Raw genomic sequence first — 22680 nt, forward strand, 5'->3', positions numbered from 1 at the left:
AAGAACAATGAGCGATATGCCCAAACGCTATCTGCAGACGGTTGTCGACCGCCTGACCCAGGTGATGGATACCCAGACAAAGGCGATCGAGGATGCCGCGCGCGCCTGCGCCCAGTCAATCCTCAACGACAAGCTGGTGTTCACTTTCGGCACGGGGCACGGATCTTTCGCCGCGATGGAAATGTATCCGCGCACCGGCACTGTCACCGGTTTTCGTCCCATCGTCGAAAGCTCGATGATCTCCTTCCACCGGGTGCTCGGCGACGGTGGCGCCCGCCAGTACCGGTTCATCCATTCGCAGGAAGGCTATGGCAAGGCGATTTTCGACAGCCACCAGACCGATCCGGGCGACACCATGCTGATGTTCTCCCATTCCGGGATCAATGCCGTGACGCTGGACATCGCGGTGGCTGCAAAGGAAAAGGGCATGAAGCTGATCGCGGTGACATCGATGCCGCACTCTTCCTCCGTCCCGTCGCGCCATTCGAGCGGCAAGCGGCTCTATGAAATCGCCGACGTGGTGATCGACACCGGCGTACCCCTGGGCGATGCGGGGATTGCGATCGAGGGCGTAAAGGGCAAGACCGGCGCAACCTCGACCTCGATTGCCATTGCCATCGGCCATGCGATCAATTCGACCACGGCTGAACTGGTCGCCGAAGCCGGCCGTGACCCCTATCTCATGGTCAGCCCCAACACCACCGAGAAAGCCGCAGCCAACGCCCAGAATGACCTCAACTATGCCGAGCTGTGGCGCCGGCTGAAGGCGCGCTGAGATGGAGCGCGGATTTTTCATCAATGGCCGCTGGGAGCATCCCGCCGGTCTCGAGCGTTTCGACATTATCAACCCGGCCAATGGCGAACATGTCGGCTCGACACTGCTGGCCGATGCTGCCGTGGTCGACCGGTGCGTCGATGCCGCCGAAGCGGTGGCGACCTCGTTCGCGCTGATGCCGGCGCGTGCGCGTGCCGACATGCTGCGCAAGGCCGCCACCCTGATCGAGGAGCGGGTTGACGAGATGGCCCGCCTGCTCACCCGCGAGCAGGGCAAGCCGGTGCCTGACAACGTCAAGGAAATCCTCTTCGGCTGCGAAGTCATGCGTTACTACGCCGAAGAGGCCGTGCGCGTCGGCGGATCGATCCGTCCGGCCTCGGCGCCCGATATCCGCAACCTTGTGACCTATCACCCGATTGGCGTGGTGGCGGCGATCGTGCCGTGGAACTATCCCGTGGATCTCTATTGCTGGAAGATCGGCCCGGCGCTGGCCGCCGGTTGCCCGATCATAGTCAAGTCGCCGCACGAGACGCCACTGGCCATCGCCATGGTTGTGGATTGCCTGCATGAAGCCGGCTTTCCGGCAGGCACCATTGCCGACATCCCCGGTCTCGGTCCGGTGGCGGGCGAAGCCCTGTCATCGCATCCGCGCATCCGGGCGCTGTCGGCCACCGCCTCCATTCCTGCAGGGCAGGCGATCATGCGCGCCGCGTCGGTCAACATGAAGCGCCTTTGCCTCGAACTTGGTGGCCACGCGCCCTTCGTCGTGATGGAGGACGCCGACCTCGAAGAGGCCGCCCGCGCCGCCCACCGGCGCGGGTTCTCCAACATGGGACAGATCTGCATCACCGTGAACCGCATCCTTGTCGCAGCGCCTGTTGCCCGCGAGTTTGCAGATATCCTGTCCTCGCTGACCGAAAAGACGGTCATCGGCGACGGACTGGATCCGGCCATTGGCTATGGTCCGGTCCAGAACGCGGGCGTGATCGCGCGGATGGACCGGCATGTCGCCGACGCCGTGGCCAAGGGCGGACGCGTCATTGCCGGCGGTGCCCGCGCCACCGGCAGCGGCTTTGACGACGGGCTGTTTTATCGCCCGACCGTGATCGAAAACGCGCCCCTCGACAGCCTTCCGATGAGCGAGGAAACCTTCGGTCCGGTGATGGGCATGGCGACATTCGGCAGTGACGCCGAGATGCTGGCAATAGCCAACAGCCTGGAATATGGCCTCGCCGCCTATATCTTCGGTGGCGATCTCGACCGGGTCTGGTCGCTCGCCGAGCGGATGGATTTCGGCGCCGTCGGCGTGAACGTCAACGATACCAGCGATCTGCAGGCGCCGTTTGGCGGGTGGAAAATGTCGGGCTTCGGCCGCGAACTCGGCCCCGAGGGACTGGACACCTACCTCCAGCCCAAACACCTGAAAATGCGCCTGCGCCACAGCATCTGACCATTCGACCCGGGCCTTGACGGGCCGGGTCGAGGATGGCGTGTAAACCTGACAGGGCAGGGCGGGGTGGACCGGATGGCTGCACCCCGCCTGCAATCACATGATCACCATTGGCGGCGCAGATTCTCGCCACAGCGTCTTTATCCGCAGCGACCGGCGCATTGCCGTCACTCCCGGAAAAACTCTTCTATATCACTAGAATCACTGGCGATGATTGGCTGTGCAAATTTTCCTGCGCGAACCGGTCTCTTGGTTTGAGTGGCGAAAAGCGGGAGGATACGCTAACCGTCCCTCAGGCAATTGCCTAAATTAAGGCGCAATTTCAAAGGGTTGAATGGTTTCGCTCCGACGATGTCCGGTCAGTGGAAGCTACCAAAGGGCGAAGTCGGCCCGATCCTGGCGCGGTGTTTGTGGGCGATTTCATTGCCGGACGGTGGGATGCGATTGCAGTTGCGTGGGATTCGATTGTCGTTTCGTGGGAATGGATCGCAGTTATATGGGATTGCCTGGCGCGTTGGCGGGATTGGCTTGTTGTCTCACGAAATCCGGCCGGCTTTCAGTGTGCTTCAGCTTGCGTTTTGACGAAGCAAGATTGTGCCCGCGTGAGATGGGGTCGCCTTGAGTTGCTGCTCGGCGTTTGATTCGCGGAATACGGTTCCGAACTCTGGTCGATGAGGAGCCAAGAGGCTCCATGGTTTAGAACAAGACCGCTTTATCTTGGGAAAAATATTCTAACAGATTGGAAAACAGGCCTTCCTCGCGCCCCGCAAAAATAACGCTGCCTTTCTCGAGACGACTTCAAAGCCCATACGCAGTTGAACTCCGTAAATGCACAAAACTATCCCACGAACGTGGGAGTACAGTTTTGCTTTCTGCTGATCACCGGTTGCAGTGGTTGATTCTGTTCCGGTATTGTTCGGTCAGTTAAGCGTTTGAAGTCCCTGGACAACCTGATCCGCCCTCGTGGCGCTGACATGGAGTATGCAGATGCATCCGCCAAGCGATGACGCATGCCTTGAACAATCTTGCGCGATCGAAAATCTCGCGCCTTATGCCAACAATGCCAGAACCCATTCGAAGAAGCAGGTAAGGCAGATCGCCGACAGCATTCGAAGATTTGGCTTCTGCAATCCGGTGCTGATTGCCGAAGACAACACGATCATCGCCGGTCATGGGCGCGTCGAGGCCGCAAAGCTGATCGGGATGACGGAAGTCCCGGTCCGACGGTTGTCACATTTGTCGAAAGACGAGGTGCGTGCCTACATCCTCGCAGACAACAAGCTCGCGGAGAATGCAGGCTGGGATCGGGAACTGCTCGCCATCGAGATGCAGGGCCTGATCGATCTCGACTTCGATATCGAGGGCCTGGGCTTCTCCACGGTGGAGATAGATCTCACCATCGGCGACAAACAGCCGACCGGTTCTGAAGCGGATAGTACTCTGGATCGGGTCGAGCCGGTCGGGCAGGGACCTGCGGTGACGTGGGCAGGGGGTCTATGGCTGCTTGGGCCGCATCGCCTTCTGTGTGGAGATGCCCGGTCGAAACTGGATGTTGCGCGCCTGTGCAACGGGAAACCGTCGACACTCCTGTTCACCGATCCTCCCTACAATGTGCCGATCGATGGCCATGTCACTGGCCTGGGTCGTGTCAGGCATCGTGAGTTTGCACTGGCCTCAGGCGAGATGGACGAAGCCGCGTTCACTACGTTCCTGACAGACAGCCTTCAAGCCGCGGCGTCTCAACTCACAGACGGAGCTATTGCCTATGTCTGCATGGACTGGCGCCACATGCGCGAGGTGCTGGCAGCGGGCCATGCCGTCTTCTCGGAGCTTAAGAACCTGTGCGTCTGGAACAAGACCAATGGCGGCATGGGCTCGTTCTACCGCTCCAAGCACGAGCTGGTCTTTGTCTTCAAGAAGGGCACGGCCCCGCACATCAACACCTTCGGGCTTGGGGAAGAAGGAAGATATCGAACCAATGTTTGGGACTATCCGGGGATCAGCTCGCTCGGGGCCAGCCGCGATGAAGAGCTTGCCATGCATCCAACGGTCAAACCGGTGGCGCTGATTGGGGATGCCATCAAGGATTGCTCGCGGCGTGGCGATATCATCCTCGATGTCTTTGGAGGATCCGGCTCGACCCTTATTGCTGCTGATCAGTGCGGTCGTGTCGCTCATCTGATGGAGATCGATCCGCTCTATTGCGACACCATCATCCGCCGGTTCGAGCGACTGACCGGCGAACCGGCTCGCATGGCAGAAACCGGCAGAACCTTCGCGGACGTGATGGCGGATCGTGATGGATCTGGTGATGTCGGCAACCAGGGTGTGAGCATTGCTGGTACATTCCATTCGGCCGACCATAGCTCCGCCATCTCCGCTTTGATCAAAGGAGCTCGGTGATGGCGGTCAAGCGAAACAAGTCGCGCAAGGCGACGCCGAAAGTCACTCCACCCGGCCTTACTCCGCTGCAGAAGATCCTGCTTGATGAGGCAGGCCGCAAGGTCACGATCACCAGTGAGGGCCGGCAGCAGGAAGTCTCGATCGAACAGGTGGTTACCCGCAAGCTTCTGCAGGTCGCCGCCAGCGGGTCTGTCCATGCGCTGAGCAATGCGGTCAACGAGATCATCCTGGCACAACGGATCATGCAGCGGGAGATCGAGGAGGATATCGAGTTCGCTCACCGCGTAAAGGCACACCAACAAGTGTTGCTCGACAAGGCCAGGAAAGAAGGCCAGGACCTCAACACTGTCCTGCCCCATCCCGATGACATCGAGATCATTCCAGGCGTTGGCTACAAGGTCCACGGGCCATGGGATGAGGCGGAGTTGAAGATCGTCCTCGGCAATTGTGCCAGGCGAGATCTCTATATCCTTCAGGCAGCCCTTGAGGAGCGGCTGGGCGAGCCGGAGAGTGACCAAAACAGCGGCGGAAGGGATAAGCAATTCCCCGGCGCATCCGCTCTGGTCCTCGTGCACTTCTTCAACGACGGCTTGCCGGCCCGATTTCACAAGTCGGACATGCAACTGATCGCCGATCTTTACAAATGCCGCAGGCTCACCAAGCGCGATCTGCTCAAGATCACCCATCAGGAGTGGGCTGCAATCGGCAGTCCAAAGCCAAGAGGCTGGAGGATGCCGTCATTGAGAAAGACATGCGCGGATCTCGAACGTGTAACCGAGGGCTGTATCGAACTCCTGCACGAGATGATGGCCGGCCAGATCATGAGCGACCGCGAAATCTCTGCAAGGCTTAGGCAATTGCAGCGCTGATGCGGGCAGGGGAGGCGGCCGACCGACTGGTCTCAATGGACGCCAGGGACGATCCGCGGCCATTCCTCCTCGAATGCCGGCAAAATCGGTATCTGGACGCAATGACGACGCATTGCCACGTAATTGCTCCGTCCGCTACGGCGCATCTCGGGCGCCAGTGCAGACAGAGCATAGGTGCAAAATGACAAGCGTACCCCCGTTTCTCCGTGGCTACAGAATGGCCTTGCGCGATGTTCAGTGCGCAACGGAGCGTTACACCAAGACACTGACACGAGACGAAGCACCGATCCTGGCGCTCTTCATGGTGGCTGACTGCATCGCCACCGAACTTTGGGAACTCCGAAGCGCGAAAGGCGAAGCCCGGAAAATACTCAGCGACAGTGAATGGCGGTTTCGGGGGCATGTGCTTGACACCAAGGATCTCAAGCTCTCGCCGACGCCGATGATATTCGGGCGTGGCTATAAAGCTGGATTTGACCGGGCGCTGCAGATCATGACCCATCATACCTGGAAAATGAACGATCCCGCGGCGCGCATTGGTATTCTCGAACTTGCTCTGCGGTTCGAGCGGGTAAGGTTCGAAATCGCCTCGGATGAGGATGGCAAAATTCGGACGCTGAGGGCGAGGAAGTTTGCTGTTTAAGACATGTGCGAAACAAATCCAGGCCACTATACCCGAGGCTTCGATCGCCTTTGCGCCAGCGTCACGTCTCCGCTCCGCCCGAAGCTGTCGACAGGCGCAATCCGGGCGTGATGGCGTGTTTTAGACTGGTGCGGAATGCCGGTCGGGAAATCCCGTCCCCGTATCTTTTTCCGACCAAAATTCATGATTTGTTAATTTCCCCTAAAAAGCCGGAGTTGTTTCACAATTCGGTTTTGTGCTCGTGTTCAGGTTGTGGGGCAGAGTGCTTTATGAGTCGACTCATGGGCGTAGCCGTTGCCCCGCAGGCGAATGGGCGCACGCCCGGGGATAGGCTTGGGGCTTGGCGTTCTTAACCCGCAGGTTGATTGTTTTTTGAGGAATTGCGAATGAGCGAACCAAACACCGAGAGCCCCGATCTGTCGAAGCTGTCACCGGAGGCGCTTGCGAAGATCGCCGGCGTGAAGGCACAGGTGCATTCCTCCTTCGGGCAGGTGGTGCTGGCGATGAGCTCGGTGCCGCGCTACCGGCACCAGTCGCTGGCGGATCTGGCGCATCTTGTCATCGACCCGCTGGTGCGCGATTGCATCGCCATCGCCTCGCCCAAACCGGCCGAAGACGCTGATCCGAAAGCGGCCCTGGCGCCGGCGGCAATTGCCATCTGGGCCAGCGTTTCCGGTGAGGTCGAGACCAGGATCAAGGAACAGATCAAGGCCGGCGCTTTTCCGGTGCGGCTCAAGGCCACTGACTGGAAAAGTGGTGACAAGGTCTGGCTCCTCGATGTCATCGCGCCGACCCGCGATCTGGCGACTGCCGTGCTGACCAGCTTCAACCAGATCGCCAAGACCCGGTCGCTCAACATTCATCCGCTTGTGGCGCAACTGGTTGATCCCGAGGTTCTGAAAAAGCTGACGCAGGCCGGCAAGGCCGAAGGCGAAACGCCGCCGCAGGCGCTGAATTGAGGGTGTGTCGATGATATCCGAAGGCACGCCGCCGCTCCTCCAATCACGTCTACCTCTGATGGATGAGTGTGCCCGCGCCTCCTATAAATCTGATTGCACCTTTGACTTAGCCGAGGCATGCGCATGAGGTGCCGGGTTTCCATGCGCGCCTTGGCAGCTCTGGCTTTGGCAGTGACCGTGCTCTCCGGCTGCCGGGACCACAACAGCTGGCGCCAGAAGCTGATCGTCGAGGTTGAAACGCCGCAAGGTGTTGTCAGCGGGGCTTCGGTCATTCAGGTGGACTCCTGGTTCGGTCAACTCCCGGCCAGCGGCAACGAGGTGAACTACGAGGTCATCGGAGAAGCCACCATCGTCGATTTCGGCGGTGGGCGCTACCTGTTCGCGCTTCTGGGCGGCAGCGCCGAGCGTTTCTATTACGCGCTCGAAGACCGGGGCCGAAACCGGGGCAGGGATCTGGACCGGATCGCCCGCATGCAAGGAGAGTCCCGGATCCTGAAGCCCGGCAACTACCCCCTTCTGGTCACCTTCGCCGACATCAATGACCCGGCAAGCGTTCAACGCGTCGATCCCGACGATCTCGCCGCCACCTTTGGCCCCGGCTACGCGCTTTCCTCGATCACGCTTGCGATCACCGACGAGCCGGTGACCAAGGGCCGGGTGGAGGCGGTGTTGGGGTGGTTGAGTAAATACCCTGAACCATCCGTAGTGCCGCAGATCGATCCTAAGGACTTCAGTTTTGAAGCAAAGCTTCGCCACGGCGATTTTATCAGGAGATAGTCATGACCTTTTCTAATGAGTTGATGCTCGCAATCCTGGCCATGGATTCCTACAATCGCGGTTATGATGCCGGAATTGGTGACGGCCAGAACGTCGTCGATGGCGTAGATGTTGATGGTCTCGGCGAAGCAGGAAGCACCATCGGTTCTGCTGTCGTGCTGAACTTTTCGCTTCCCCAAGGTTCTCAAGCCGCCGGCTTCTACGCGGTCGCCTATCAGTGGAACGGCGAAACGGTCATCTCCTATCGCGGCACGGATGGTGGATGGGATTATCTGAAAGGCTGGCTGATTGGGGCTGGTCTAACAAGCGACTGGACACAAGCGGACGAGGCGTTGGCTTTTTATGAAGCTGTTACAGGGCAGGCTTACACGGCTGGCCCCGCTGCCAACACCATTGTGACGGGCCATTCTCTCGGAGGCGGGCTTGCCGGGCTAGTCTCGGCGCTGACCGGCACCCAGGGTTATGGGTTTGACCACATGCCCTTTGGAATTGCCGCATTGGGTGTAACGCTGACAGATAGCGTCGAAAATCCGCCGCTGGATTTCTCAAACTTCAATGCGATTGCGATAACCAACGAAATACTGGAGTCGGTTCGGGACGGCTCTGTCCAGAGCTATGCGGGCCAAGTCTTGGCTGCTATTTCTGCGATTGTCGGCCAGCCGGCCCTTGCAGCCGCCCTGCGTGAGTTGGGGGTAGCGGAATCCGAGCTTACCCAATATTTTGAATCGCTCATTCCCGACGGGCCGCTCACGAACATTGAATCACATTCGGACGTATCCAGATGGGAACTTTTGGATCGCGCAGTTCGACTGCATATGGTGGATTATCTCATCCAGTTACAGTTCGCCAATGAGAATATTCACATCTATACCCAATGGCACAATGTAGGTGCTGACTTCTTTAACGCGTATTTCGATAACGATGTGGCCGTCGCAGCCGGCGCTGAAAGCCTCGGCGGTGCCTCGTCGTTGACAGGCAAAATGGGCCGCGCCATCGCCTACTCCGCAATTGACGAAGGCACACGCGTCTTTGGCGACACCGGCATCCGGGCGATGTTTGATGATCTCAACGAGATCGGAACAGTCTTCGGCAATGAGAACCGTAATCCGTTCCTTGATGCCGAGCTTTTTCCCTTGAGTTTTGACACGACCAGCATACGGTCTCTGCTTGTCAGGATCGCGGTTCAGTATTCCGGCGCACTTGCAATCAACAAAGTCGAGCAAGCCGGTGCTGCTGCCGCGATCGACGGGTTGAGCCCTCTTGAGGGGGTCATCGGCCTTTCAGCGGACAGTGATACGTTGGCGCTGGATCTCTCATCGGTGCTGTGGCGCGATATGCTCGCTACCGGCGGCGTCTACGACAGTGCTGCGGACAAGCTGGCGGCGATCGATGCGGATCTGCTGCTGACTTATTTCTTCCAGCAGGCAACAGACCTCCAATCCAGTCTGGACTGGCTGCTGCCATTCCCGCAAATCGATCTCGCCGCGCTCGATGTTATCGCCCAGGCAGGATGGGAGGCGACGGACCGTCAGGCCATCGACCGTATACATTTGCGCACGCTTTCCGACGTGATCGATGTGACGCTGAGCGAGAGAGCATATGACGTCACGAGCGGTGGTGGTAGCAATGTCCATGTCGACATGTATGTCGGCAGCGATCAGGGCGAGACCATCACCACGACGAAGGGCAATGATCTGATCTTCTCCGCGTCGGGAGATGATGTGATCGAATTGCGCGGCGGCCGCGACTTCATCGTTGCCGGCGATGGCTCGGATGTCATTGTCGACCGGATCAACATCGACACGGAACACTCCGCCGATCCGTCGGTTACTGGCTATGATGATGTTTTTGTCGGTGGCGATATCGGTCAGGGGCTGGCCGCCTCTTTCCAGGACTGGCTACAGGGACTGACGGATACCGATATCGTACGATATTCTGCGGAAGAAGTTGCCGGAAGCGGCGAAATCGCCCCGGAAGGTGTCAAGATCACGGATCTCAAAGCCGAAACTTTCCTCGATTCCGAAGGTTTGGCGATCAGTCTTCAAAATTTGAACACCGGCACAACGGAAACCGATCTGCTGGTCGGCATCGAGAAGGTCGAGCTATCGGTTCGGCCAGACACATTCATCGTCACCGAAGACGCGCTTTCAGCTCCCATTATCGTCGACATGGGCGGCTCCGGCCGTATTGAGTCTGAACTGCAGCCCGGCGAGGTGCTCGGGCCGGACGATTTTGTCGAGAAGGTCGACGTGCTGGATTATTCCGGCCTGAACCATGGCGTGAACTTTATTTTCGGCAGCACCAGCTGGAATGGCGAAAACGGGCCGATGGACGGCATCATCCAGTTTTCCGGTATCGCCGACGAATTGGCGACAATAGCCGACTACGCGACAAATGGAGCGCTGGGTTACAATGACGCCCTGCGTGTGACCGGCGCCGACCGTATACGGCTGACCGACCACGACGATGTTGTGATCAATTCCGAGTTTGGCTCGCTGATCGAAACCGGCGACGGCAATGACAAGATCTGGTTGATGGACGGCGTCGGGATCACCGACATGTCGGATGATGACCGGCTGACCTTGGGCGGAACCTTGAACCTGATCGGCGGCCTCAAGTGGGGCGATTCCTCCGATCCCTGGGCCTGGGGTTCCTATGGCACCCGCTATGCCCTTAACGATGACGGCGATCTGATCGTCCAGAATGCGCTTTGGAAGGTTGCGCACACCAATGCCGATGGCACCATCAGCTATGATTATGCCACGACCTATATTCTCAACTGGCGCGAATCCACGCGCCCGGGTCCGGACGGGTATGGCGAGATTGGTGCAGGCGGCATTTTCCTGGCCGAGGTTCATGTTTCCAGCGTCCGCTTGATCGACATTACGCCTGAGATGGAGGGACAATACTCGTTCTTCGGTGAAGGCTTGTTCGATATTCTCGGCTTGCAGCTGAAGGTCGCGACCGGCTCTTACTGGGGCGGTCAGGACCCGCTGGTGCTGGATCTCGATGGCGATGGCATCGAATTGACATCGATTGATCACACCAAGGCCCGGCTGGACATCGACGATGATCTTTACGCCGAGCATTCCGGCTTTGTCGGTGGCGACGATGGTCTTTTGGTCCGCGATATCGATGGTGACGGGAAGATCACGGGTTCAGCCGAGATGTTCGGATCAGCGACACAATCCGGGTTTGCGGCACTCGCAGCTCTGGATGGCAACAATGACGGCGTCATCAGCGCCGCAGACAACGGGCTTGCCGATTTTGACGGCGACGGCGATGTTGATGCCGATGACGGCTTCGATGATCTGATGGTCTGGCAGGATTCCAACGAAAACCACGTCACCGATGTCGGAGAACTCCAATCGGTAAGTGCCCGTGGAATTACCTCGATTTCGCTGTCCGCGTCGGATCTTGCCACGCCCGATGTCGTCAACGGCAACAACATCCTCCGCACGGGGTCCTACACGATGTCCGACGGATCAGTGCATACGGTTGCTGATGTCGTCCTCAAGACCGAAAACCAGAACACGCGCTACACCGGTTCGCCGATTGAGGTGGCAGCGCAGGTGGAAGACCTGCCGGAACTTCGCAGTCACGGCACCGTGCTGACCCTCCGGGAAGCCATGACGAATTCCGCCGCGACCGAGGCCGCGGTTCGCGCGGCCCTGTCCGGATTTGACAATCCCAATCTCTCTGACCTGCGCGCGGCAATGCTTCCCGTGCTCGCCGCATGGGTGGAAGGTTCGCCGATCAAGATCAACGGGACAATTGTCACCGGCGCTGCCGGCATACCTGACTACGAGGACCTGATCCTTGTCCGCAGCAATAATGCGGTGATCGACTACGCCTATGAATTCGATCAGGTCTCAGGCGTGACGACCGTCCGCTTCGCCTCCGGCGTGACAGTGGTCACGGCCGCTTCCCTGTCTGGCGAGGAAGACTTCAATGCGTTGCTCGCACAACTGACGGCCGATGGCTCGGGTGCGACCGTGAATGTGGGGCAGGGGACACTTGACGGCGTATCAGCTGACTACATCGAATATATTGATGGCGGCACGAACCTGCGCATCTACAACTATTCGCAGGCTTCCTGGTCGGGCTGGCTGGATCAGACAAATGGCGTAGTCACTGCGACAACCACTTTTGATCAGCTGATCCACGACGAGCTGTCGTTCTATGATCGCTATTTGGGGGAATCTTTCGACGGATTTTTCCTGGCGCCTGTCTCCTCCGCCGACGCGATCGACGCACTGGACAAGTTCACGGAAAAGTTTGAAGGCATACTCGACCTGCTCGCGGTCCGCTTTGCCGTCCAGGCCGGTCCGCTGTCGGGCTATTTCACGGATGTCAGCTATGATGTCGTGTCCGACAATTTCGGCACGGCAGGCGATTCACTGCTTGGCTCCACTTTTGAGGCATTGCTGACAGAGGCTGAACAGTCCGCAGATCCTGTTGCCTGGCTTGCCGAATGGAAGCCGTTCTTCGACGTGGTGCTGGCGGATTATTATCTCCCGAACACCGGATTGCTCAACTCATACAGCTTCATGGTTCAGAACATCCTGCACGCTGTTGAAGCCGTGGGCGGTACCGTCACAGTCGAAGATTTTGCACGTGTTTTTGACGTTCCTGACGATCTCATCATCAATGGATCGGGAGTTGTGTCCGGCACAAGTCAGGAAGACATCATCCTGATTGACGGTGATGAGACGCGCGCGGTTGGTGGGAACAATTCCGACAGTTACGTGGTTGGAGCCAGCTTCGGCAATGTCGAAATCTATGATGACGATGCAATCGCCTATCATTACAGAGATATCCTGCGGTTCTCGGCTCACAATTCCGATGACATTTACGCCACGCGCTCCGGTGAGGATTTGTTGCTCACCGACATTTTGAGTGGTGCAACGATTACCATCACCAAGCAATTCGAAGGCCGCTGGCCCGGGCCGACCATCGGAGACGCTTCTCCTGATTACGGGATCGATGAGATCACGTTCGCCGATGGCACGGCATGGACAAGAATTGAGATCGCAGAAGCGGTTTCCCACGTTGATCCTGGCTCAACGCATCTTGTTGGTTCGCAAGATATCGACGTGCTCGAGGGGGGCGCGGGCGACGATATCCTCGAAGGCCGTGGCGACACCGATATCTATCGGTTCGGTACTGGCGACGGCCATGACCGGATCATTGATCTTGAGGACAATGCGTTTCGCAACGATCAGGACATGCTGCAGTTCATCCGCGGTATCGACATCGGCGACATCGTCTTCAGCCGCGATGGCGCTTCCAACGATCTGACCATCGGTTTTGCCGGCAACTCTCTTGATTCAGTAACCATCGAGGGACAATTCGCCGCCACCTACACTGGCGTCTACGGGACCTGGTATCAAAACCGGATCGATCTTTTTGCATTCGATGACGGGACCATGTTGACCAGTGACCAGATCGCCTATCTGGTCCTTCAAACCTACTCCACCGATGGAGACGATCAGCTTTATGGGATGAACCGCCAGGATACCCTGAATGCGGGAAAGGGCGATGACTACGTCTCGGGTGGCAATCAGGAAGATCTCTACATCTATCAGGTTGGTGATGGGCACGATGTTCTTCAGGATCAGAACACCAATATCCTTTCGGGCATGTCCGATACACTCCGCTTTGGACAGGGTATCACCGCCTCCGATTTCGTTTTCAGTCGCATCGAGGATAATCACAACTCGGTCAAGATCAGTTTTGCCGGCTTCGACGGCAGTGTCACACTTAAAAGCCAGTTCGGGTACGCTGCGTCCGGGGTTTATGGAGATATCTTCTTCGATCGCATCGAAACCATCGAATTTGCATCGGGGGAAGCGTCGATAGGCTGGTCGGAACTGGCCCAGTTGGTATTGGCAAGTGCAGCGACCAGTGGTGACGACATCATCACCGGATTTGACATTGATGATGTGCTGGATGGAGGAGCAGGCAACGACATCTTCTACGGTTACAACGGAAATGACAGTTACATCTGGGGTGCTGGCTACGGTAATGACACAATTGATGAGCGCGGTTTGGGTGCTCTCAATGGTGGCGACCATGATGCAATAATCTTTACAGGGACCGTTACCGAGAATGACATTCGGTTGGTCCGCTCGATCGTAGATGGGGAGTTGCAGGATCGTGACCTCATCGTTGAACTCAATTCGACAGGCGAATACCTCACGATCCTCAATCAGTTCGATTACAATCCGATCAATTATCGACCCAGCCAAGTAGATGAATTCCACTTCACTGATGGCACGATTTGGACAGCCAGTGATATTCGCTCGAACTATCTGGCCAGTCAGAAAACGTCGGGCGCCGACACCGTCTTCGGTTTCTGGACCAATGATCGTCTCGACGGGGGCGCAGGAGATGATTATCTGGATGGCGGCGATGGTGCCGATACTTATGTCTTCGGCTACGGTTATGGCCATGACGTCATTTACGAGACAATGGGTATTGTCACCTATCCAGAAGATGACTGGGTTGAATTTGGAGCAGGGATTTCAATCGAAGACATCTACTATGAGCGCATCGGAACTCGTGATCTGAAGATAACCCTGGTTTCCTCCGGCGAAACTCTGCTCATCCGGGACGAGTTCTATCGAGGTGTTTTTGATCAAACAGACGTTGAGGAATTCCATTTCGAAGACGGAACTGTGCTCACCAAAGAGCAAATCGTCGAAAACCTTATCGCCCGGCAAATCTCTGAAAATGATGATGTGGTCGTGGGCTTTGATCATCAAGACGTTATTGACGCTGGCGCTGGTGACGACATGGTATCCGCCGGTCGCGGAGGCGATGTTGTGGCTTTGGGGCTAGGCAATGACACAATTGATGGCCAAACTGGAGACGATACCTATGTCTACGCCCGGGGAGACGGCCATGATACGATCATCGACGGTGATTGGAGTGGAACTCAGGATCGCCTCGTGTTCACAGATGTCAACTCAGACGAAGTTTCGATCGATTATTCCGGCGAAAACACTTGGGCTGACCTGATAATCACTATCCCTGAGACGGGATCGGATCCGGCGAGCGCAGGCAGCGTGACCGTGCAAGCCACGCTTGCCGATTACCTCGAAAAGGGTGTGGAATTCATAGAATTCGCCGACGGCGTGACTTGGGACATGGCCACTGTGAGGGCGCTTTTGCTTGAGCAGCAGGTTACCGATGGCGATGATACGATCAACGGATTTCGAGCGGCCGACGACATGTCGGGAGGGAAAGGAAATGATACCCTCGCCGGACAGCAGTGGAGTGACACTTACCGTTACGCCCGTGGCGACGGCCATGATATAATTATCGACGGTGATTGGAGTGGAAATCAGGATCGCCTCGTGTTCACCGATATCGACTCGGATGAGGTTTCGCTTGATTACTCTGGCGAAAACACTTGGGCAGACCTGATAATCACTATCCCTGAGACGGGATCGGATCCGGCGAGCGCAGGCAGCGTGACGGTGCAAGCCACGCTAGCTGACTATATAGAAAAGGGTGTAGAGTTCATAGAATTCGCCGATGGCGTGACTTGGGACATGGCCACTGTGAGGGCGCTTTTGCTTGAGCAGCAGGTTACCGATGGCGATGATACGATCAACGGATTTCGAGCAGCCGATGATATGCGGGGAGGGAAAGGAGATGATACCCTCGCCGGACAGCAGTGGAGTGACACTTACCGTTACGCCCGTGGCGACGGCCACGACACAATTATCGAAGGTGATTGGAGCGGAGTGGAAGATCGTCTCGTGTTCACAGATATCAATGCGAATGAAGTCACCCTGACCCGTGATGGTAGCGATATTCAGATCCTGATAACTGAAAGCACGCAAGGCGCCAATGATGCTGGATCTGTGACCCTCCTATCCTCATTCAATACGACTGTTGAGAGAGGAGTGGAAATCATTGAATTTGCGGACGGGACTTCTTGGAACCACGATTATTTGCGCGCCTTTTTCCTGTCTGTTCAGTATTCGGATGGCGATGACACAATTGCGGGTTTTAGTGGTGAAGACACATTGGTCGGTGGACTCGGTAACGATGCGCTGAATGGCGCCGGTTCGAATGATACCTACATTTATTTCCGCGGAGACGGAAATGACACGATCACCGAAGACAATTGGAACGGCACGGCGGACCGTCTCCTATTTGCAGATATCAATGCAAATGAGGTCACTCTTATTCGAGATGGAAGCGACATTTTGATTTCCATTGCCAGCAGCGCATCAGGTGCCGGCGACGCAGGTTCAGTGCGGCTTCTTTCCTCGTTAGACATGCCGGTCAATCGAGGGGTGGAGTTGGTGGAATTCGCGGACGGGACTTTGTGGGATCCAGATTATATGCGCGATTTCTTCTTATCCGTTCAGTCTACCGACGGTGATGATACAATAACTGGATTCCGCGTTGAAGACACATTGATCGGTGGACTCGGCAACGATGCGCTGAATGGCGGCAGTTCGAATGATACCTACGTTTATTCACGCGGTGATGGACATGACACGATCACCGAAGATAATTGGAGCGGCACGGCTGACCGTCTCCTATTTACGGATATCAATCCTTCTGATGTGTCCCTGACCAGTAATGGTTCAGATCTGTTGATTACAATCACTGAATCGACACCAGGAGCAGGTGATGATGGATCAATTACAATTCTTTCCACAATTGCTGACTATGTAAACAGGGGTGTGGAGAGCATTGTTTTTGCAGACGGAACCGTTTGGGACCGAAACTACTATGCTAATGAGGAAAATCAATCCGAGGCGTTGCCGATCACTGGTACGTCGGGCGATGACACACTCACCGGGACCAATGGTGATGACACGTTTGTCGGCGGTCTTGGCGACGACATCATCATGTCGGCGAATGCTAGAGGAAGCTCAAACAACGGCGCCTCTAATGGTAATGATACCTACATTTACAACCGCGGAGACGGTGACGATATCTATTTTGATGGTTCACACTCTAACGTTGAACATGATGTACTTGTTCTGACGGACATCAATTCAAATGACGTCGAGTTGTCGAGTTCCAATTATGATCTGATAATTCGCGACACCGTATCCGGCAGTACTCTTATAAACGAAGGTTTTTTATGGAGTTGGGCTACAAAAGGCCAAGGTATAGATGAAATTCGGTTTGCGGATGGCGTTTCCTTTGACCGAACTGAAATGCGGGACAATGCCTGGGTTCGTGGCACGAGCGGATCAGAAACATTGCAGCAATATGGTGCCGTTGATTCCGTGTTTTTCGGCGATACCGGCGATGATCTGATAATGTCTGCGCAAAACAGAGGGAGTTCCAATAACGGAGCGAACACAGGAAACGATCTGTTTATTTACCGCCTTGGGGACGGGAATGACATCATCTTTGATGGCTCGCATTCCAGCAGTGAAGTGGATCGGCTCCAACTGTCCGGGATTAATCCGGATGATATTTCTCTATCGGTCAGCGGATATGATCTGCATATCTCGATCCTGCCAACCGGTGAGCAAGTAATTGATGAGGGTGCGTTCTGGAGTCGCACTTCGAAAGGTCAAGGTATCGACGTTTTCGAATTCGAGAATGGGACGATTTGGGATCGGGCAACGATAACGGCCATGGCTGAGGCCGTTCAGGGGACGTCTGGCGATGACGAGCTTACCGGCACATCCGGCAATGACACTATCCGTGGCCTTGCTGGCAGCGATCTCCTTATTGGTGGCGGCGGTAATGACACCTTACTCGGTGGAGACGGCAACGACACACTCAATGGCGGCGCTGGCGACGATGTGCTCGCTGGCGGAGGCGGCTCCTACAATCAGGTTGACTATGAAGGCAATCACAACGACTTCAGCTTCGTCCGCAATTTGGACACAAGTGTGACTGTTACCAGCGCAGCTTGGGGAACGGACACGCTCACCGACATCAACGGCGTCTGGTTTGTGGGCGAAGCCAAGTGGTATGATCTCGATAACTTGATCGATTACGACAGTTTCGACACTCTGGATACTGGCACGGCTGGCGATGACTATTTGACTGGCACAGCGGGCAATGATGCGATCCTGGGCGGCGATGGCGATGACACGCTCTATGGCGGAGCAGGCGATGACTTGCTTGACGGCCAAGGCGGCACTTACAATCAGGCCGATTATGATGGCGCTGCATCCGACTACACCTTCACGCGCAACGCCGATGACAGCATCACTGTCAGCCATGCGCTCTACGGTACCGATACGCTTAAGAACATTGACGGTGTCTGGTTCTACGGCGAAAGCGCCTGGTACGATCTGGGCACACTCGCACCCGATCCAAACACCTATGTTGGGACCGGCAACTCGGGCTATTTTGGTGGAACGACCGGGGACGACACCATCATCTTCACCGGCGGCACCGGGAACTATGTCAGTGCCGATGCCGGCAATGACATCATCGTGTTTTCAGGTAACGTCGCAGACTACAACATCCTCGGCCAGGGCGACCATTTCACCATCGCAAACGGGACGGGTACCGATGCGATCCAGTTCACCGAGGTGGAGTATATCAGCTTCAGTGACGCCGGGCCGGTGTCACTCGCCGATATCGTCGCCAACTCCACCTACAGCTCCGGCGACACCTGGTTCGATCCGGAGCCGATTGGTGGTTTGATTTAAGTTGTGCGAAACCAGCCGGGATTTCTCTGCAGATCCCGGCCGGTTCATTGCTACAGGTAGGTGCGCTCGCAAGACCCAGATGAAGCAAGTTTGGCACCCGCGCCGACCGATCCATTGTCGGGATCAGTCTTTTGGAACCAGAATTGTTTGCTTCCCTAGCCAGAAGGCCCACAAGTGACACATCCTAAGGTTCCCCGCCTCCAGAGTATCGCCAGGCGTGCCTTGGTCGATATCGGCGTCTTCTCGCTGCTCATCAACCTGCTGATGATGGCGATGCCGCTTTACCTGCTGCAGGTCTATGACCGGGTCTTGCCGTCCGCCAGCATCGAAACGCTGGTCTATCTGAGCCTGATCGCAATCGGCGCATTGGTGTTCCTCGGACTGATGGAGGTCATCCGCTCGCTCTATGCGCAACGCGTGGCGGCTGGTTTTGACCGGACTCTGGCTTCGACCCTGTTCGGCTCCATTTTGTCGTCAAAGGCCGCCGGCAGCGGCGATATCCAGCCCTTGCGCGATCTTGGTTCGGTGCGCGGCTTCATCGCCTCGAAAAGACTGACGGCCCTATTCGATTTGCCCTTTGCGCCCTTGTTCGTCGCGTTGCTTTACCTCGTCCATCCTGCCTTGTTCTGGATCACCCTGGCTGGCGTTCTGATCATGTTCGCGCTGTTGTTCATCAACCTGGCTGCGGAGCAAAGCAGCGGGCGGCAAGCGGCCGAGTTGACGGCTAAAGCGCAGCTCTCGGCCCAGTCCTTTGCCCGCAATGCCGACAGCCTGCGTGCGATGGGCATGGAAGCCAACGCGACCGAGCACTGGGGCGCCAGATATGCGACGAGCCTGCGCCAGCAGGCGCGTTCAGCCACAATCAATTCTGCTTTCAGCGGCCTGTCGCGCTCGGTCAGGATGTTGTTGCAACTGGCGATCCTCGGAGTTGGCGCCTGGCTGGTTCTGGGCAACGAGATGACTGCGGGTATGATATTCGCTTCCTCGATCATCTCCGGCCGGGCGCTGCAGCCGATTGATCAGTTGATTGGCGGCTGGCGGCAGATTGCCGAGGCTCGCAAGGCATGGGGGCGTATCGGGCTAGTTGCCAAGGCCATACGGGATGCACGATCGATCAAGACGGAACTTCCGGAGCCCCTGGGAGCGATTGCGGTTCGCGACCTTGTCGTTGCCCGCCCAGCGGCCGAGCCCGGCGCGGAACCTATCCTCAAACGCCTGAGTTTCGACATCAGGGCCGGCGAGGCAATCGCTCTGATCGGTCCGAGCCGGGCGGGCAAAACCACACTGGCCCGATGCCTGACAGGCGCCATCGCCCCGAGCGGCGGAAGTGTCAGCATCGATGGTGCCGAACTCAAGACCTGGAATGAGAGCCAGCGCGGTTCGTTGTTTGGCTATCTGCCGCAGGATGTCCAGCTATTGCCGGGAACGATTGCTCAGAACATTTCCCGGTTTGATCCCAATCCTGAAGATCAGGCAATTGTCTCTGCCGCCCAGCGCGCCCATGCGCATGAGCTGGTGTTGTTGCAAAGTGACGGATACCAGACCGAGATTGGTTCTGGAGGCAACGGGTTGTCCGGCGGTGAACGGCAGAGAATTGGCCTGGCGCGCGCCTTCTATGGCAATCCAAAGATCCTTGTTCTCGACGAACCCAACGCCAACCTTGACGCGGCCGGCGAAGAAGCGCTGGCTCAGGCCTTGGCTGACGCCCGTGCTGCGTCGACCACGGTGATTATTGTCACCCATCGTCTTTCGATAGCGGCGAAATGCGACCGGGTAATGATGCTCAAAGATGGCGCGATCGCTGCATTCGGTCCAAGTCAGGACGTGCTGGCGACGATGACAGCAAATCGTCCGGCTGGGTCTTCTCCTGCAAACAAAGCTGCATCCCTTGCAACAGGTCCCGGCTTCAGCATGGCCTCGCAATGGCGCAAACCCGGTGGATAGGTCCGACAGCAATGGTTGATACAGGTTTTGCATGGGAGCGCGGGATCGCTTCAAATCCCAATAGAATTGGATGGGCGGGCTATTTGGCGATCACCTTGCTGGTGGGAACTTTTGGTGCGTGGGCCGCTCTTGCGCCTCTCTCGGGAGCAGCCCTTGCGCCGGGAGTGATTGCTGCGGCGGGCCGCAACATCATGATCCAGCATCTGGAAGGCGGGATCATCCAGGAGATACTTGTGACCGAAGGCGATCGGGTGAAGGCCGGCCAGGCGCTGGTGATCCTTGATCCGACCGAAGCCGAAACCCAGCTCAACCGCCTGACCACGCAGCTGGTGACCAACCAAGCGATGATGGCACGACTGACCGCAGAACGGGATGGTGCGCTGTCGATAGCGGGACCCGCTCAGGACGATACGGTCAGTAGCGAGACGTTGGAAATCTTCCAGGAGCAGAACAAGGAGTTTGAGGCTCGGTTGTTGCGCTACACATCGGAGCGCGAAATCCTGCTCCAGCGGGTTGCGGCACTTGATGACGCGCGAACCGGGCTTAAATCCCAGCAGGAAGCGATCGCCGAGCAGCTCAGCATCGTATCGGATGAACTTGCGGCCAAGAAGACCTTGGTGGATCAGGGGCTGACCAACCGGTTTGAATACACCCAGATCCTGCGCAATCGTGCTGACTTGATCGGTCAGCGCGGCGTTGTCGCCTCTGAGGTTGCAACCGCGATCACCCAGCGCATAGAGGCGCTTGAGCAACTGGAGCGCCTTGCAACCCAGCGCGTCGAGGAGGCTGTCACAAGGCTGAACGAGGTCCGGACTTCATTGGCCGACCTTGAGGACCAGTTGATAGCCGCGCGTCGGGTAGTGGAGCGCACTGTCATTAGAGCGCCGGTAGACGGGATCGTCGTCTCATCGGTCTACAATTCGACAGGAAGTGTGGTTGCACCGGGAGGAGAGATGCTGGAAATCCTTCCCACTACCAAGAAGGTGATTGTCGAGGCCCGGCTTAACCCGCAAGATATCGATATCGTCAAAGTCGGGCAGGCCGCCAGGCTCAGATTGTCCGCGCTCAATATGCGGCTGACCCCGGAAGTGGAAGGGGAGGTCATTCATCTTTCCGCCGATCGCCTGGTCGACGAGGTTACGCAGGAACCATATTACCGTGCCCGCATCGGCATTACAGATGACCTTCCAGCCTCGGTGGCCGTCGAGCAGCTCTATCCGGGCATGCCGGTAGAGGCATTCATTGAAACCGGTGATCGCACATTCTTCGAGTACCTCGCTCGACCAATTCTTGATTCTTTCAGTCGAGCATTTGTCGCGGATTAAGGAATTCAGGGGGGAGCGTCCCCCTGAAAAGCTTTGCCCCTTGACTGTTCTGGCTTTGGCGATGGGAGGAAAGGGGCGTTTGATTGCACCCCTCCGCATGTCCGTGTGTTGATAGAAGTAGACAGCCGTCGACTTTGAAAGCACGGAAGAAAGCCAGTCCAGTTACGATAACTGGAAATTATGGTGACGGACGATCTCCCTTCCGCAAGGCAGTTTCGACAACAGATAACGCTTTTTCGGGGACACTCTGCCGCGGTTGTTTACGGATTTGCACCAGCCGGGCAATTCACACAGATTTGGTACGACCAGTGGCGCAGTTCTGTAATTTCGTCATATGGCTATGCGCTCGAGGAATTGGGCCTACATCCCTATTTCGTCGACGCAGCAGCTTTCGCTCGCCAGGCTCTGGATGGCTCCCTTCCGAAAGTGATTTGCGCATTCAATTTGAACGCCGGCATAACTCCAATCCATCACTGGAGCATGGTTCCATCGGTGGCTAGTTGGTGCGGGATCAAACCGTTCCCATCCGAGGCGGATGTTCTCATCGTTAGCGAACGAAAGGACACTGCCAGCCTCATAGCGCGAGAATGCGGTTTAGCCGTCCCGAAGAACTTTCAAAAAGATGAACTGCTCTCGCTCAACCCCCTTACACCGGTAATGATCAAGCCGCGCGACCTGGGCGGAAGTGTCGGACTGAAACGCTCAACGGCCGGAGAGCTGGCTGCAGATAAAGCCATACAGCCTACAGATGTCCTTCAAGAATTTGTTCGCGGTTTCGATTTGACAATTCCTGTGGTGTGGCAGCCAGAGGTGGCTCGGGAAAACTGCACAGCAGGGATAAGTGGAATTTCTGCCTGAGTTTGGCTTAGATGCCGGAAACAGG

General features: G+C 56.9%; 11 protein-coding genes. All 11 read left to right on the forward strand.

The window, feature by feature from the left end:
- The first annotated feature begins 7 nt into the window (after positions 1-7).
- Positions 8-775, forward strand: coding sequence for an SIS domain-containing protein (locus tag WNY80_RS15065; RefSeq protein WP_342888208.1), 768 nt, complete (start codon positions 8-10; stop codon positions 773-775).
- Between the two features lies 1 nt (position 776).
- The gene (locus WNY80_RS15070) at positions 777-2225 is read left to right on the forward strand and encodes an aldehyde dehydrogenase family protein (RefSeq protein WP_342888209.1); all 1449 of its coding nucleotides are present in this window, start codon (positions 777-779) and stop codon (positions 2223-2225) included.
- Positions 2226-3212: 987 nt separating this feature from the next.
- On the forward strand, positions 3213-4628 hold the full coding sequence (locus WNY80_RS15075; RefSeq protein WP_342888210.1) for a DNA methyltransferase: 1416 nt from the start codon (positions 3213-3215) through the stop codon (positions 4626-4628).
- Positions 4628-5497, forward strand: a complete 870-nt coding sequence (locus WNY80_RS15080; RefSeq protein ID WP_342888211.1) for a hypothetical protein — start codon at positions 4628-4630, stop codon at positions 5495-5497. The genes WNY80_RS15075 and WNY80_RS15080 overlap by 1 nt, the downstream gene beginning before the upstream one ends.
- Before the next feature lie 217 nt (positions 5498-5714).
- Positions 5715-6140, forward strand: a complete 426-nt coding sequence (locus WNY80_RS15085) for a hypothetical protein (protein ID WP_342888212.1) — start codon at positions 5715-5717, stop codon at positions 6138-6140.
- Positions 6141-6526: 386 nt separating this feature from the next.
- Entirely contained in the window at positions 6527-7099 is a 573-nt protein-coding gene (locus WNY80_RS15090; RefSeq protein ID WP_342888213.1) for a toxin-activating lysine-acyltransferase, read from the forward strand.
- A gap of 141 nt (positions 7100-7240) precedes the next feature.
- The gene (locus WNY80_RS15095) at positions 7241-7876 is read left to right on the forward strand and encodes a hypothetical protein (protein ID WP_342888214.1); all 636 of its coding nucleotides are present in this window, start codon (positions 7241-7243) and stop codon (positions 7874-7876) included.
- A 2-nt stretch (positions 7877-7878) separates the two neighbouring features.
- Complete coding sequence (locus WNY80_RS15100) at positions 7879-18528, forward strand: calcium-binding protein (RefSeq protein ID WP_342888215.1); 10650 nt, start codon at positions 7879-7881, stop codon at positions 18526-18528.
- Positions 18529-18702: 174 nt separating this feature from the next.
- The gene (locus WNY80_RS15105) at positions 18703-20472 is read left to right on the forward strand and encodes a type I secretion system permease/ATPase (RefSeq protein ID WP_342888216.1); all 1770 of its coding nucleotides are present in this window, start codon (positions 18703-18705) and stop codon (positions 20470-20472) included.
- Between the two features lie 11 nt (positions 20473-20483).
- A complete protein-coding gene (locus tag WNY80_RS15110; protein ID WP_342888217.1) occupies positions 20484-21797 on the forward strand; it encodes an HlyD family type I secretion periplasmic adaptor subunit in 1314 nt (437 codons plus the stop codon).
- Between the two features lie 183 nt (positions 21798-21980).
- A complete protein-coding gene (locus WNY80_RS15115) occupies positions 21981-22655 on the forward strand; it encodes a hypothetical protein (protein WP_342888218.1) in 675 nt (224 codons plus the stop codon).
- Positions 22656-22680 lie beyond the last annotated feature (25 nt).

The organism is Hoeflea sp. AS16 (genome assembly GCF_038900095.1).
GTDB lineage: Bacteria > Pseudomonadota > Alphaproteobacteria > Rhizobiales > Rhizobiaceae > Hoeflea.